This window comes from Mannheimia granulomatis (assembly GCF_011455695.1).
GTDB classification, from domain to species: Bacteria; Pseudomonadota; Gammaproteobacteria; order Enterobacterales; family Pasteurellaceae; genus Mannheimia; species Mannheimia granulomatis_A.
On record NZ_CP015030.1, the window covers coordinates 1445096 to 1459648 of the forward strand.

General features: G+C 38.4%; 13 protein-coding genes. 8 read left to right on the forward strand and 5 right to left on the reverse strand.

Annotated features, from left to right (window positions below; genetic code table 11):
- Positions 1 to 4: 4 nt before the first annotated feature.
- The 4 genes from fur (at position 5) to A4G16_RS06905 (ending at position 5702) form a co-directional block, all read left to right on the forward strand.
- Entirely contained in the window at positions 5 to 445 is a 441-nt protein-coding gene (fur, locus tag A4G16_RS06890) for a ferric iron uptake transcriptional regulator (protein ID WP_165889269.1), read from the forward strand.
- Between the two features lie 90 nt (positions 446 to 535).
- Entirely contained in the window at positions 536 to 3196 is a 2661-nt protein-coding gene (locus tag A4G16_RS06895) for a PqiB family protein (protein ID WP_420704470.1), read from the forward strand.
- A gap of 27 nt (positions 3197 to 3223) precedes the next feature.
- Entirely contained in the window at positions 3224 to 3733 is a 510-nt protein-coding gene (luxS, locus tag A4G16_RS06900) for an S-ribosylhomocysteine lyase (protein ID WP_165889271.1), read from the forward strand.
- A 121-nt stretch (positions 3734 to 3854) separates the two neighbouring features.
- Positions 3855 to 5702, forward strand: a complete 1848-nt coding sequence (locus tag A4G16_RS06905; RefSeq protein WP_165889272.1) for an ABC transporter ATP-binding protein — start codon at positions 3855 to 3857, stop codon at positions 5700 to 5702.
- A 31-nt stretch (positions 5703 to 5733) separates the two neighbouring features.
- Here the strand turns inward: A4G16_RS06905 and A4G16_RS06910 are convergent, their stop codons facing one another.
- Positions 5734 to 6138, reverse strand: coding sequence for a helix-turn-helix domain-containing protein (locus tag A4G16_RS06910; RefSeq protein ID WP_165889273.1), 405 nt, complete (start codon positions 6136 to 6138; stop codon positions 5734 to 5736).
- 126 nt (positions 6139 to 6264) lie between these two features.
- Between A4G16_RS06910 and A4G16_RS06915 the strand changes: the two genes are divergently transcribed.
- The 4 genes from A4G16_RS06915 to dnaN all read left to right on the forward strand — a co-directional run bounded on the left by A4G16_RS06915 (position 6265) and on the right by dnaN (position 10152).
- Complete coding sequence (locus tag A4G16_RS06915) at positions 6265 to 6783, forward strand: hypothetical protein (protein ID WP_165889274.1); 519 nt, start codon at positions 6265 to 6267, stop codon at positions 6781 to 6783.
- A complete protein-coding gene (locus A4G16_RS06920; RefSeq protein ID WP_165889275.1) occupies positions 6784 to 7494 on the forward strand; it encodes a hypothetical protein in 711 nt (236 codons plus the stop codon).
- A 180-nt stretch (positions 7495 to 7674) separates the two neighbouring features.
- The gene (gene dnaA, locus A4G16_RS06925; protein ID WP_176669471.1) at positions 7675 to 9024 is read left to right on the forward strand and encodes a chromosomal replication initiator protein DnaA; all 1350 of its coding nucleotides are present in this window, start codon (positions 7675 to 7677) and stop codon (positions 9022 to 9024) included.
- Positions 9025 to 9048: 24 nt separating this feature from the next.
- Complete coding sequence (gene dnaN, locus A4G16_RS06930; RefSeq protein WP_027074098.1) at positions 9049 to 10152, forward strand: DNA polymerase III subunit beta; 1104 nt, start codon at positions 9049 to 9051, stop codon at positions 10150 to 10152.
- A gap of 72 nt (positions 10153 to 10224) precedes the next feature.
- On the opposite strand, the gene A4G16_RS06935 is transcribed toward dnaN, so the two are convergent.
- From A4G16_RS06935 to A4G16_RS06950, 4 genes are all read right to left on the reverse strand, one after another.
- Positions 10225 to 10845 carry a YfgM family protein gene (locus A4G16_RS06935; protein WP_165889276.1) on the reverse strand — a complete coding sequence of 207 codons (621 nt, stop codon included), beginning with the start codon at positions 10843 to 10845 and terminating at the stop codon, positions 10225 to 10227.
- A 37-nt stretch (positions 10846 to 10882) separates the two neighbouring features.
- Positions 10883 to 12154, reverse strand: a complete 1272-nt coding sequence (gene hisS, locus A4G16_RS06940) for a histidine--tRNA ligase (protein WP_165889277.1) — start codon at positions 12152 to 12154, stop codon at positions 10883 to 10885.
- Positions 12155 to 12159: 5 nt separating this feature from the next.
- On the reverse strand, positions 12160 to 13272 hold the full coding sequence (gene ispG / locus A4G16_RS06945) for a flavodoxin-dependent (E)-4-hydroxy-3-methylbut-2-enyl-diphosphate synthase (RefSeq protein ID WP_165889278.1): 1113 nt from the start codon (positions 13270 to 13272) through the stop codon (positions 12160 to 12162).
- Positions 13273 to 13367: 95 nt separating this feature from the next.
- Positions 13368 to 14369 (reverse strand): RodZ domain-containing protein, encoded by a 1002-nt coding sequence (locus A4G16_RS06950; protein WP_165889279.1) that lies wholly within the window; start codon positions 14367 to 14369, stop codon positions 13368 to 13370.
- Positions 14370 to 14553 lie beyond the last annotated feature (184 nt).

Here is a 14553-nt window from a genome sequence, read left to right on the forward strand (position 1 = left end):
AGGTATGTCTGAAGCAAATATTAAACGTTTAAAAGATGTCGGTTTAAAAGTAACCGAACCTCGTTTAACTATCCTTGCGTTAATGCAGGATATTCGTGATGAGATGCAACATTTCTCAGCAGAAGATATTTATAAAATTCTGTTAGAAAAAGGCTCAGATATTGGTTTGGCAACCGTTTATCGTGTATTAAATCAATTTGAAGAAGCGAAGATTTTAACTCGTCATAATTTTGACGCCAATAAAGCGGTTTTTGAATTGAATATGAACCACGAGCACGACCATATTATTTGTATGGACTGCGGTAAAGTATTTGAATTTAAAGATCCAGATATGGAGCGCCGCCAACGTGAGATTAGTGAAAAACACGGTATGGAATTAACCAATCACAGTTTATATCTCTATGGTAAATGCAGTAATTTATCAAACTGTGATGAGAAAAAATAATCTTTTCCTGCTATATTGATTAATCAGCTACCGAAGGTTCTTTGAGTCTTCGGTATTATTGTATATAGGTAACCCTAATTTTAAATGATTATGGAAGAAAATAAACAAGATGTCGTAGATGCCCAAATCAGGCCGCCCCGAAAAATATCCCCTTTTTGGATCTTACCTATTGTTGCCTTTATTATTGGGGTATTACTCTTTTTCCAAATTTTAAAAGAACAAGGCGAAACAATTACTATTCGATTTGCAAAAGGTGATGGTATTACAGCAGGTAAAACAGCTATTCGTTATCAAGGTTTGCAAATCGGCCAGGTAAAGCGTGTTTATTTTGTTGATAATTTAAAAGAAGTTGAAGTCCAAGCTGAGATCAATCCTGAAGCCAGAAGCGTTTTACGAAAAGACACGAAATTTTGGCTAGTACATCCAAGTGCCTCTTTAGCCGGAGTCTCCGGCTTAGATGCTATTGTGTCTGGAAACTATATCACTCTTCTACCGGGTGAAGGCGAATCTGCTGACGAATTTATTGCGGAAGAAGATCCCCCCGCAATCACCGTAAGCGATGGTGATTTGCTGATTCGCTTAATTTCCGATGATCTTGGCTCAATTACTGTCGGTGCAGGTGTTTATTTTCGCAAAGTACCTGTCGGGAATATAGCTGATTATCGATTTACTAAAGACCAGAAGAAACTTGAAATTGATCTTGTCATCAATAAAAAATATGCTCATTTAGTCAAAAAAGATAGCCGCTTTTGGAATATTAGCGGTATCTCAGCAGATATTAATTTACAGGGCATAAAAGTCAACATGGATAGCATTGCCTCTGTTGTGCAAGGTGCAGTAGCATTCGACTCTCCTGAAAATATGGAAGTTGCTGAGCAAGGGCAGAAATTTACGCTCTATTCAGATTTCAAAGCAGCGAAACGTGGAATTGAAGTCAAAGTCAAAATTCCTCATTCTGCCAACTTGAAAGTGAATGAAACAGGTGTTTTTTACCAAAATCTGCAAATTGGCACACTCTCCAAACTCATATTGCCGACAGAAATTGATAATATCGCACAACCAAATACGGAAGTACAAAATTCCCCCGTTGAGGGAATTTTATTAATCGACCCGAGTCATGCGGACTTATTACGTTCCGAAACGAAAATTTTACTTAAAGAGCCTCGGCTATCTTTAAATACAGAACAGCTCACTAAAGTAGGTGAACTCTTACGGGGAAGCTATTTCGATATCCAAGCAGGAGCAGGAGAAGCTCAATATAATTTTACCGTACAAAATGAGGCAGATTATCTTCTTAGCTTACCGAATTTACTGGATATCAGCCTAATCTCGCCTCAAGCTTATGGCGTAGATATAGGACAAGGAATTTACTATAACGATATACAAATTGGCGAAATATTGAAGCGAAAATTAGATCTGGAAAATGTGCACTTTAGTGCCATTATCTATCCGAATTATCGCAATTTAATCGGCAGTAACAGTAAATTTGTTGCTATTTCTAATATGGATTTTTCAGTCGGCTTAGATGGATTAAGAGTTAGTGCAGCCTCTCCTTCTGATTGGCTAAAAGGCGGCGTGCGTTTATTGGTAGATAAGCCGGATGGAAAGCCTAAAAAACAGTATGCTCTTTATAAAGATCTTGAAAGTGCCGAATCAGGCATGACCAGTATTGATAAAACAGCTACAGTAAAACTTGCTGCTCAATCGTTATCGGGAATCAGCGAAGGATCAGTAGTTTTATACCGGGATTTTCAAGTTGGTGAAGTCATAAAAATTACGCCAAAACAGCAAAAATTTGATGTTGAATTATTTATACAACCTAGCTATCGACACTTATTGACAGATAAAAGCCGATTCTGGATAGAACCTGCAATGGCAGTTGATGTTTCGATGAAAGGTGTCAATATTGCAGCATCGCCTTTAATGAGAACATTAAAAGGAGCAATCAGCTTCGATAATGGAGGAAGCAAAGGAAATAAAACCCTTTATCAGAGCCAAGAAAAGGCTACTTCAGGCAATACTTATATTACGTTAATTGCCAAAGATGCGGCAAAACTGACTGAGGGAATGAACATAAAATATATGGGCTTAACTATCGGCCAGCTTGAAAAGCTTGAATTACAAAATGCAAAAAAACAGATAAAAGCGACCGCTTACATCAACGGTCAATACTATCCGTTAGTCGCAAAAGCCGGAACGAAATTCAGCGTAATTGCCCCGGAAATCAGCACATCCGGTGTTAAAAATTTAGATGCTGCATTGCAAAATTATATTACTGTAGATATAGGCTCGGGCAAAGTACAAACTCAATTTGATCTCGCTGAGACCGATACAGTAAAAACGACCTATGCCAATGGTTTCCCAATTATTGTTGAAACGACCAATGCTAACGGTATCCAGCCAGAAGCCCCTGTGCTTTATCGTGGAATGGAAGTGGGCATAGTAAGCCATTTAAGCTTAAGTGAATTGGGCGATCGCGTATTAATTCATCTTAAACTTAACAATAAATACAGACATTTAGTCAGAACCAATACCCAATTCTGGCAAGCGACAGGTTATACAATGGATATCAGCCTACAAGGCGTAAGCATGAATTCGGGTACAATGTCGCAATTACTAAAAGGTGGAATTGAATTCTCAACCCCTTATACCCGAGTGGTAAAGCCTCAAGCTCAGGCAAACCGCAGATTTTTCTTACAACGCAAAATTCCTGATGATGCTCCGGCTTGGGAGCAAGGCATTGCAGAGTAAGGCAGTTATTATAGATGGAGTAAAAAAATGCCTTTATTAGATAGTTTTAAAGTTGATCATACCAAAATGAATGCACCGGCGGTACGTGTAGCAAAAACCATGACTACACCAAAAGGTGATACCATTACCGTCTTCGATTTACGTTTTTGTCGCCCGAATATTGATATTCTGCCTGTGCGTGGTATTCACACCATGGAACATTTATTTGCCGGTTTTATGCGAGATCATCTAAACAGTGAGAATGTTGAAATTATTGATATTTCGCCAATGGGATGTCGTACTGGGTTTTATATGTCTTTAATCGGCTCACCTTCTGCAGAAGATGTAGTGAAAGCTTGGACAGCCTCAATGGAAGATGCCCTTAACAAAATTCCTAATGTGTCAGCTATTCCGGAATTGAATGAATACCAATGTGGTTCTTATAAAGAACACTCATTAGAAGAAGCTCACCAAATTGCCCGCAACGTGCTAAATGCCGGTATTGGCATCAATCATAATGAAGATTTAGCATTAGATGAAAAATTGTTAAATCCATAAATTCACCCTTACCCCTCTTTAACTAAAGAGGGGAATTTTAATTTTACCTCACTCTAGTTCCTCTATTTCGCCAAAGAAAGGCTAGAAGATTTGAGGAGATATTCAGGAAGCAAAAATATTTATGTTCGAAAAATTATTTAGATGGTTTGAAGCTCGTATTGAAACCTATCCGAATGAAACACCCACAACTCCCAAATCCGGACTCATCCCCTTTATTTATGATGCAACAAAAGGAATGCGAATTTATATCCTACTGCTTACTGTATTAGTTGCAGTAGTTGGTATAATTGAAGCCGTTCTCTTTCAGTTTATGGGTGATTTAGTCGACTGGGTGAATAAATACTCTGCAACCGAACTTTGGGCAGAAAAAGGCATGACCATTGTCGGAATGTTCTTTATCGCCATGCTGGCAGTCTTATTTGTTTATCTTGCCTGCAGTATTCGCTTCCAAGCTTTACAGGGTGTTTTTCCAATGCGTTTACGTTGGAATTTCCACCGCCTAATGCTTGGGCAAAGTTTAGGCTTCTATCAAGATGAATTTGCCGGCCGCGTCTCAGCCAAAGTGATGCAAACCGCCTTAGCAGTACGTGATGTTATTATGACCTGTGCCGATATGCTGGTCTATGTAATGGTTTATTTCGCTACCTCTAGCATTATATTATTGCAACTAGACGGTTGGTTATTTATTCCGTTTATTTTATGGATGATTGCCTTAGGCTGTACCATTCGTTATTTTGTACCGAAATTAGCACAGGCAGCACAAGAGCAATCTGATGCCCGCAGCTTAATGACAGGACGCATTACCGATGCTTACTCTAATATCACCACCGTAAAATTATTCTCTCATGGCAATCGTGAATCCGCTTATGCCAAAGAATCAATGGAAGAATTTATGGTTACCGTGCATAAACAAATGCGTTTAGTTACTGTAATTGAAACGGTAACTAACCTCATGTCTATGGTACTCATTATTTCAACAGCCGGTATCGGTTTATGGCTATGGGGAAATAACGTGATCACTGCAGGGGCAATTGCTACCTCAACAGCTCTTGCTCTACGTATTAAAGGTTTATCACAATGGATTATGTGGGAATTTGCCAGCCTATTTGAAAATTTAGGCACTGTGCAAGATGGTATGGTTACGCTTTCTAAGCCACATAATGTAGTTGATAAAGAAAATGCACAAACACTAAGCGTAACTGAGGGAGAAATTAAATTTGAAAAGGTGGATTTTGCCTATGACCCAAGCAAGCCTCTCCTAAAGGATTTCAATCTCACTATTAAGCCAGGAGAGAAAGTGGGGTTAGTAGGAAGAAGTGGAGCAGGTAAATCTACGCTTACTAACCTACTCTTGCGTTTTTACGATATTCAAAACGGTGTTATCTCCATTGATGGGCAAAATATTGCTAACATTACTCAAGAGAGCTTACGCTCACAAATTGGTTTGGTAACTCAAGACACTTCGCTTTTACACCGCTCTGTAAGAGAAAATTTAATGTATGGTCGCCCAACTGCGACAGAAGAAGAGATGCTAAAAGCTGTAGAGCAAGCTGCTGCCAGCGAATTTATCCCACATCTTCAAGATGCCAAAGGTAGAACCGGCTTTGATGCCCATGTTGGCGAACGTGGTGTTAAACTTTCCGGTGGACAACGCCAACGGATTGCTATTGCTCGTGTTATGTTAAAAGATGCCCCAATTCTATTATTAGATGAGGCAACCAGTGCGTTAGATTCCGAAGTAGAAGTGGCTATCCAAGAAAACCTCACCAAATTGATGGAAGGCAAAACCGTTGTGGCCATTGCCCACCGCTTATCCACCATTATGGCGATGGACAGACTTATCGTATTAGACAAAGGTGAAATTGTCGAACAAGGCACACACGAAGAACTACTAGCCTACAACGGCGTTTATGCCCGTCTCTGGGCACACCAAAGCGGTGGATTCCTGCCGGAAAATGCGGATATCTAGAAAAATAGGGTGGATAAAATCCACCCTATTTTTAATCTTCAATCTTTTTTTGCTTTAATAAAGCATTCATTTCTGATAGCAACATATTCTCTCTTTTCAAATTTTCAATAATCTCTGACTGGTGAGCCATAAGTAATTGCATTCTTTGCAGCTCTAGTTGCATATCGCTATTGGCACTACTAAAAAACGTATTATTGAAAGATCCTGTATTAGTTGAATTATTAAACTGAAACTGTGCTTCTCCATAAGAAAGTAATTCCATTATATCAATACCAAAAACTTGAGCAAGTTGCTCCAGACGATCCATATTGGAACGAGTATCCCCACGTTCAATTTTTGCATAGCCCTGAGTGGACATACTTAATTTTGTTGCCATTTCTTCTTGTGTCCATTGGCGATCTTCTCTTAAATGACGAATTTTTTCACAGGTTTTCATAATAAATCACTTTTTAGATAGGTTTAACTACATTTTGGGAAGATGAAGATTACAGTTCGTTGATTGTAGCAATAAACAGGTGAAATGTATAATTTTGAATATTTTTTATTATACTTAAGGAAATTTATGAACGAAAATTTAAAATCAATTATAGGCATTATACTTAGTCTAATAATTCTTTATTTGCTCATTAAAGGCACTTTTAAAGTTCTAAAATGGTTGATTAACCTATTTATAACCAATAAAAAAGAGCAAATTGACTTAAGTAATTTAAATGCCCAAGAACTTGTTTCAAATCAAATTAAAGGGGACTTAGGAAAGCAAAATAAATCTTCAGTTTTTACAAAATTCTTTCAGAATATTCTATTAATTCTGATGTTACCGGTATACTTCATAGGAAAAATTATTGCGAAAATTTGTTATGCACTTCAAGACCACTGTCCTAAATGCGATAGTACAGAAATTAAACACATTAGTACTCAAGAACTTGATAGATGGCAAGGAAGTAAAAAAGTAAGAGAAAAATTAGCATCAGGAAAAATTAAAGAAAAATATGTAAATGCTACATATGTTCTACGCCGAAGAATATACCAATGTAATAAATGTGGTTACTCTTACCATAGAGATAATAAAGAGGAAAAATAAATGGTAACAGAACAGTTTGAAAATTCGGCACTTTCTTTTGCTGGCTGTGATGGTAGAAACCCTCAATCTGATGTCTGGTTTTGCGGTTTAGAATGGGGTGGCGAACAACGAGATGAGCTGGATAAACCTATTCAAGAAAGTGAAATGTATTCGTGGTCGCATGAAGATTTTGAGAGTGCTTGGACTACTCAATACAACCAAAAAATTTGTTGGTTTTTATGGTACTTTCATAATTTAGAATGGAATACAGGCGAAAATAGCGATATTTTTGTTAAACGTCATCATATTCTCTATAGCCAACCAGAAAGTGGCCGTGGTTTTAAGATGAATATGCTACCAATCGGCTTTCCTAACCGAAATAGCATTGATTGGAATACAACCTTAAAAACATTGACAGGTCTAAATTCATTCAATGAATATCGCCAATGGTGTGTTACTCATCGTGGTAAATTTTTTAGAAATATAGTACAAAAATATCAACCTAAAGTGATTGTTTGCACAGGCATTAGTGAAGTAACTCATTTTATGCAGTTTTTCACAGAAAAAAGTGAATACGAAGTTCAACTCACAGAGCAATTTAAGTTTTATCATTCAAAATTTAAAAATACTCTCATTTGTGTCGTTCCTTTCTTTGGTGGAGCAAGTGGTATTAACTCTTATGCCAAAATGGAAAGCCTAGCCACCCACATTAAAGCCTTATTAAAACAATAACCTCAACCACAAGCGGTCATTTTTTCAATAAAATTTACAAATTTTCGGCAAAAAATGACCGCTTGATCACCAATTAAAACCTGCCAAAAACAGACTTGAAACCTATCAAAATATTGACAAAAAATTTCAAGATTTATCCTGCTTTTTCAGGTATCATTATGGCTTTTAATAACAATAATTTTGGAGCAAATTGTGTCTGCCCTTTGGTCTGATTGCCTTAATCACTTACAAACTAAAGTCTCACCAACCGATTACAGTACTTGGTTGCGCCCTCTTCAAGCAAGTTCTGATAATGGGGAACTAACACTTTATGCTCAAAATCAATTTGTCGAAAATTGGGTTAAAGATAAATTCTTATCGGAAATTACTGAGCTGGCACGTTTTTTAGCTAAAAATGATAACCTAGTTGTAACACTCAAAGTAGGAATTAAGCCTAGCGAACAGTCAAAGCCGCTAAGCAATGTAAAAGAGGAAAATTCAGATTCCGTACATTCGGGTTTTAAAACAGGCTTAAACCCAAATCAAACCTTTGAAAACTTTGTTCAAGGTCGTTCAAACCAACTGGCAAAATTAGTAGCGCAACAAGTGGTAGATAACTTAGGCGAAAGCCACTGCAATCCACTCTCTTTTTATGCCGGTACCGGTTTAGGTAAAACACACTTACTTCATGCTATCGGTAATGAATTGATCAAACGTACACCTACTACCCGTGTTTTATATATTCATCTTGAACGTTTTTATCGAGATATCATTAAAGCGATTAACAGCTCGAATAACGATGCGGAAAAAATCAAAAAATTCTATCGCTCACTTGATGTGCTTATGATTGATGATATTCAATTTTTAGCAAACAAACCTAAAGTTCAAGAAGAGTTTTTACATTTATTAAATGCTTTGTTTGAGCAAAAAAAACAGATCATTCTGACTTCAGACGTATTGCCTAAAAATATTGATAAAATTGATACTGCGATTAAATCACGCCTAAGTGGTGGGATTAGTGCAACCATTGAGCCACCTGAGTTAGAAACCCGTGTTGCAATTCTCCGTCAAAAAGCAGCGGAACGGGGAGCAGATTTACAAGAAGATGCCGCTTATTTAATGGGGCAAAAACTGCGTACTAATGTACGTGAGTTAGAAGGTGCATTAAACCGTGTAATTGCATGGCAAAAATTAACACTTCGCCCAATTACAGTTGATGCTGTACGTGAAACCTTGCAAGATCTGTTTGCCTCTTTTGATTATCTCATTACCATTGAGAATATTCAGCGTATTGTGGCAGAATATTACAATATCAAAGTAGCAGATATTAAATCCAAAAGCCGAGCAAGAAGTATTGCCCGCCCTCGTCAAATGGCAATGGCATTAGCTAAAGAGCTAACAAACCATAGTTTGCCAGAAATTGGTCGAGAATTTGGCGGACGCGATCATACGACTGTACTACACGCTTGCAAAACGATTAATGAACTGCGTGATAGCGAAAGCAATATCCAAGAAGATTATATAAATTTAACCCGCAAATTATCATCTTAATCCGTTAAGTATGAAGGAATAATTATGCAAATTACTATTACAAGAGAACAGTTACTCAAACCTTTACAACAAGCTTGTAGCGTATTAAGTAGCCGCCCAACCTTGCCTGTAATTAACAATCTTTTACTTGAAGTAGATGGCGATCGTCTATCTTTAACAGGCACTGATTTAGAAGTTGAGTTAACCACCCAAGCTCAACTACTACAAGCGGTCGATTTTTCAGGAAAATTTACTATTCCTGCCAAAAAATTCTTAGACATCAGCAAAAGTTTACCGGATGATAGCGTACTTTCCGTACTTTTTGAGGAAGATAAAGCCATTATCAAAGCAGGACGTAGCAAGTTTAGTCTAGCGACCTTACCTGCAAGCGACTACCCTAATTTAATGGACTGGAAACCAGAAGTCGATTTTTCTATTGAGCAATCAACCCTTGCCCGCTTAATTGAAGCAACACAATTTTCAATGGCAAACCAAGATGCCCGCTATTTCTTAAATGGCATGAAGTTTGAAACTGAAGGTAACTTATTACGCACAGTCGCAACAGACGGTCACCGCTTAGCAGTCTGTACTATGGCATTAAACCAAGAACTGCTCACCCATTCGGTGATAGTGCCTCGTAAAGCAGTGCTTGAACTCTCTCGCCTGGTTTCTACAAGCGGAGAAACTGTACGCTTAGAAATCGGCTCCAGCAATATCCGTATTACGATGAATGGAATTGTCTTTACCTCGAAATTAATTGATGGTCGCTTCCCTGATTATCGTCGTGTATTGCCACGTAATGCAGATCGTATTTTAGAAGCCGATACAGAAACCTTAAAACGTGCTTTAATGCGTGCAGCTATTCTTTCAAATGAAAAATTTAGAGGTGTGCGTTTAACCTTAAGCAATAACTTGCTCAAAATTACCGCTAATAATCCTGAGCAGGAAGAAGCAGAAGAAACAATTGATGTGGCCTACGATAGCCCAGAAATGGAAGTCGGTTTTAACGTTAGCTACGTTTTAGACGTATTAAATACACTAAAATGCCAACGAGTACGTTTTAGCTTGGTGGACTCTAGCTCAAGCTGCTTAATTGAAGATTGCGATAACAGCTCTGCAGAATATGTGATTATGCCGATGCGTTTATAATAGTAAAGCCCTGTAAAAACAGGGCTTTACTTTAGCTCCAACATAAAGCCTGCTATAGCAGGCTTTATTTGTTTATAGATTATTTAATCGTACATCAATTAAAATTTGCTCTTGAGGAGAAGCCACTGCTTTGGCTTGTTCATAAGCTGCTTTTGCTGCCTGAATATCTCCCTTAGCGACAAGAATATCACCGGTTAAGATCTGCTTACGTAACTCCCAAACTTTGTCTTGAACCTGTGCCAGCGTTGCAAGTGCATCATCATAAGATTTTAACTGATAATCAAGCTGTGCTAAGCGAAAGCGTGCAATAGTCTGTAAAGTTGGATCCTGGTTAGTCAATGCCGCTTGCAGAAGCGTTTTAGCTGCGGAAAAATCGCCTTTTTCAACTGCTTGTTTCGCGGCTTCCAACTGAGCAAAGGTTCCATAACTTGAGTCTTTATTATCCGCAATAAACTTTTCAATAAGCGGTTGATTTTTGCTTGGATTTTGCAAATAGCTTTCCATTACATTTTGATATGTCGCGGAAGTTTGTTGTGCAGTTTGCAATTGATGATTTTTCCAGAAATTCCAACCAAAGCTGGCTGCACAAATTAAAATGATCGCAAGCAAAATTGGGGTGCCATTTTCTTTAAACCAGTTCTTTGCATCTTCAAATTGCTGCTCTTCAGTTTTATTTAAATATTCATTACTCATTTAATCTCTCCTTATCCGTTAGGGATAAATTCCCTCTTTAAAAACGCTTTGCTAACTCAGCAATTAAATCTGCCTGTAAAATGGTACTTTGCTCTGCACCTGAACGTAAGTCTTTGATCACAACTTGTTTTTCAGCTACTTCACTTTCCCCAATCACTAATGCAATTTTTGCTTCAACTTTATCAGCACGTTTGAATTGTTTTTGGAATTTACCACCCGAGCAGTGAGTCATCACGCGTAATTGAGGTAATTCACTACGAATTTTCTCAGCAATTTGGAACGCATTAACCGTTGTACCTTCGCCTGAGAATACCAGATAAACATCAACCGCTTTCGGTAAATCAATCTCTTTATTAACTTCTTGAACTAACAACACCAGACGCTCTAAGCCTATTGCGAAACCAACACCTTGGGTTGCATGTCCGCCGAGCTGCTCGACTAAACCATCATAGCGCCCCCCACCACATACTGTACCCTGCGAACCTAATGCTGATGTAACCCATTCAAATACCGTTTTGTTGTAATAATCTAATCCACGAACTAATTTTGGATTAATTTCATATGCAATGCCCATTGCATCTAATAAAGCACATAATTGGGCGAAATGCTCACGGCTGTCATCATCTAAATAATCTAATAATTTAGGGGCATCATTTAATACCTCTTGCAAGGCTTCATTTTTAGTATCAAGAATACGTAATGGATTTTTTACTAAACGCTCTTTTTCTTCCTCACTCATTAAAGCGGTGTGATTTTCTAAAAATTTTACCAATGCCGAGCGATAATTCGCACGAGCTTCAAGCGAACCGATTGAGTTAAGCTGAAGTGAAACATGCTTCTCTATCCCCAATTCTTTCCACAAACGTGCAGTTAAAATAATTAATTCCGCATCAATTTCCGGATTAGGAATACCAAATACTTCTACACCGGCTTGGTGGAACTGGCGATAGCGGCCTTTTTGCGGACGCTCGTGTCTAAACATCGGCCCCATATACCATAAACGTTGCTCATTATTATAGATCCAACCACGCTCAATTGCTGCACGTACGCAACCTGCAGTACCTTCCGGACGTAGAGTCAATTGCTCATCGTTATCCCAGAAAGTGTACATCTCTTTAGAGACAACATCAGTAACCTCACCGATAGCACGGGCAAATAAAGGCGTGCTTTCTACAATCGGCATACGCACTTCCGCATAACCATAGTTAGCTAATACATTACGTACCTTCCCCTCAACCCATTGCCATAAAGGAGATTCTGATGGGGAACAGTCATTCATTCCACGAATTGCTTGAATTGTCTTTGCCACGTTATTTATCCTACTTGTTCAATATCTATACGATTATGTTGTTGTGCGACTTTTGCACGAATTTTTGCTTCTAGTTGATCAATTAATTTATCGTTATCAAAACGCTCTTTTTGGCGAATACCGTCTAAATAGAAACCACTCATTTTATTACTGCCGGTTACGCCCAAATCGGAAATCAATGCTTCGCCCGGACCATTTACGACACAGCCGATGATCGACACATCCATTGGCGTAATAATATCCTCTAAACGCTGCTCTAAAGCATTAACTGTTGCAATCACATCAATTTCCTGACGGGAACAGGTTGGACATGCGATAAAGTTAATACCACGGGAACGAATCCGCAACGATTTTAAAATATCAAAACCCACTTTAATTTCTTCCACCGGATCAGCTGCAAGCGAAATACGTAATGTATCGCCAATACCTTCTGCTAAAAGCAAGCCTAACCCAACTGCTGATTTAACCGAGCCGGCTCTTGCCCCTCCTGCTTCAGTGATACCTAAATGCAGAGGCTGATCGATCTGCTTTGCAAGAAGTCGATAAGATTCGACCGCTAGAAATACATCTGATGCTTTTACGCTAACTTTAAATTGATCGAAGTTTAAACGATCTAAGTGATCCACATGACGCAAAGCAGATTCTAATAAAGCTTGTGGTGTCGGCTCACCGTATTTTTCTTGTAGATCACGTTCAAGAGATCCTGCATTTACCCCGATACGAATCGGGATATTCTTATCTCTGGCACAATCAACCACTGCACGGATACGTTCTTCATTCCCGATATTACCTGGATTGATACGCAAACAATCCACGCCATATTCTGCCACTTTTAAGGCAATACGGTAATCAAAGTGAATATCAGCAACAAGCGGTACATTCACCTGCTGTTTAATGACTTTAAAAGCCTCTGCAGCATCCATTGTCGGTACAGAAACTCGCACAATATCCGCCCCAACACGCTCTAAAGCTTTGATTTGAGCAACCGTTGCTTCTACATCTGTTGTGCGTGTGTTCGTCATAGATTGAACCGTAATCGGTGCATCACCGCCAACAGGTACATTGCCGACATAGATTTTTTTCGATACACGGCGTTTAATAGGTGATTGATGTATCATAGTCTCAAATAATAGTTAAAAATTATAAAGCAGAAAACGCTCGCCAAGAGAGCAATCTTCTTGCTAACTTGCCGTGCGTTTTTCATCTGATGAAATTATTGTAGTGGTAAACGAATACGTGCGACACGACCATCAATTTTTAATGGCACTTCCTGTCCCTTATAGTAAAGCTTCACATTTGCCGGAGCCCCGATAGTTAAGCGGTATTGCTCATTATCATTAAAAGTTAAGGTTTCACCATTATTATAAAGCTTCTCAGCCAATCGTTTGTTTTTAGCACCACGCACGGTAATCCAACTTTGTGGGCCGGTAATCTCAATACGTAGCTCATCATTACCAATTGCAGCTTGCTGCTGCTCTGTAGCTTGCGTTTGTGCACCTTCAGCTTGTGTATTCTGTAAAATATTTACCGTCTCACTTTGAGTAGTTTCTGTTGCTGCAGGCACTTCATCTAATGAAGGTTTTGCCTCTGTTGGAGCAACTACCTCAACTTTTTCCGTCAATGCAGGCTCTGTTGTTGCAACCGTTGGTGCTATTTCAGATGTTGTCACAGGCACAATCGACTGTTGTACAGGGATAGATTGAGTTGTGGCCGTTGTTTCATTCGAAGTGCCAACTGCTTCTATATTAATAGGAGCAGAATTGACTAGCTGCTCACGATTTTCCTGATCTTTTTTATAACCCTGCCACCACCATAATAAGGTCATTCCTAATGCAGCCAATAACACTAAAATAGTTAAATATTTTAATGAACGACCTTGCGAATTCGAAGACGGCTTAACTGGAGAAACCTTAGTAACTTCTTTTGGAATCGTTACTTCACCATAGTTTACACTTGAAATCAGTGCCTCTGGCAGACGTAAAAATTTAACATAATTACGCACATAACCACGCACAAAGGTAGGGGCTACATTTTTTAAAATGAAAATATCATTCTCAAGCGACTCGATGTGTGATTTTTTTAAGTTAGTTTTTAGTGCAACATCTGCAATTGAAAGATTTAACGCCTCACGGGCAGCCCTTAATTGTTGTCCTAAGGTTAATCCATCCCCATTTACATGAAGCTGTTCTTGCTGAGAATTAACTGATTTCATCATACAAAACTCTTTAAAATAAAATGTTAGAAATAAAAATTCAAAAATTATTCGGAAGTTTAAAGAGGTAATGCCTATTTTGCAATCTTCACAAGCAAAATTATTGAAATTTTCATTTTCAAGCGGTCATATTTAGCAAAAATTTTACACAAACACTTGCCTTAAAAGCACTTCTTTACCTGTGATA